Below are 1,171 nucleotides of genomic sequence, written 5' to 3'. Positions count from 1 at the left end.
CTAAATAACTGTTCCTAAATATAGATCACTGGTTTGTAGAAAAAGAAGGGAACTCGGTACCGTTTGAGCGATCTGATCAGTCGCCAAACATACAAACCTACAACCGTTACCGAGTTCTCATGATTCTAACATTACCTGACCGCGCAGAGCGACGTCGTATCGCTAAAAAGATACATAAGACTAAGGATAAAGACCATTGCCGCCGCTTGAATGCCATATTACTTCTTTCACAAGGGTATTCCGTTACCACTGTATCAAAGCTTCTGGTTGCTGCCCGCTCTTCCATAGGACGCTGGGTTAACTGGTACACGGAATGCGGTATCGAGGGCTTGGAAAGTTCAACCCGAGGTAGACCTGCGACGCTACCTTTTCTTCAAATTGCCGCAATATTGACGACTTTATTAACGCTTAATCCTCAAAGTCTGGGATATCAGCGTTCACGTTGGAGTACAGAGCTGATGGCGATTGAGGTTAATCGGATATTTGGACTTAAAGTACACTCATCGACCATTCGTCGATGGTTACCTAAGCTTGGAATTGTCTGGCGAAGAGCCTCGCCAACATTGCATATCAAAGACCCAGATAAAGAAGCAAAACTCGCCAGAATCAAAAAGGCATTGGAGTGTTGCGATGCTGACAATCCAGTGTTTTATGAAGATGAGGTCGATATCCACTTAAACCCTAAAATTGGAGCAGATTGGATGCCCAAAGGTCAGCAAAAGAAAGTGGCGACACCGGGACAAAATGCCAAACACTATCTAGCAGGTGCTCTACATGCTAAGACGGGAAAAGTCTCGTATGTTTGCAGTGCCAATAAGCACTCAGAGCTGTTTATTGCCATTCTTGAGCAGTTAAAACGCCAGTATCGCCGTGCAAAAACAATCACGCTTATCGTGGATAATTACATCATTCACAAAAGTAAAAAGACACAGGGTTGGTTAGAGAAAAATCCGAAGTTTATTTTACTTTTTCAGCCAGTGTATTCCCCGTGGGTAAACAAAATAGAGAAGCTCTGGCATGCCTTACATGAAACAGTAACTCGGAATCATCAATGCAAAGCAATGTGGCAACTATTAAAACGGGTTCGAAACTTTATGGATAACATTTCATCGTTTCCCAGCGGTGGTCATGGAGTACAAAAAGTGAAGCATAATTAGGATCAGCTATTTAG

1 protein-coding gene is annotated in these 1,171 nt (G+C 43.0%); it reads left to right on the top strand.

What is annotated here, in order from left to right:
- Positions 1 to 119 precede the first annotated feature (119 nt).
- A complete protein-coding gene (locus tag ACQEXR_RS20210) occupies positions 120 to 1,157 on the top strand; it encodes an IS630 family transposase (RefSeq protein WP_427021042.1) in 1,038 nt (345 codons plus the stop codon).
- The last annotated feature ends 14 nt before the right edge of the window (positions 1,158 to 1,171 follow it).

The organism is Vibrio sp. TRT 2004, from assembly GCF_050113735.1.
Lineage (GTDB): Bacteria > Pseudomonadota > Gammaproteobacteria > Enterobacterales > Vibrionaceae > Vibrio.
The sequence above is the reverse complement of the archived record's forward strand: the minus strand, read 5'-3'. Positions and strand labels throughout refer to the sequence as shown.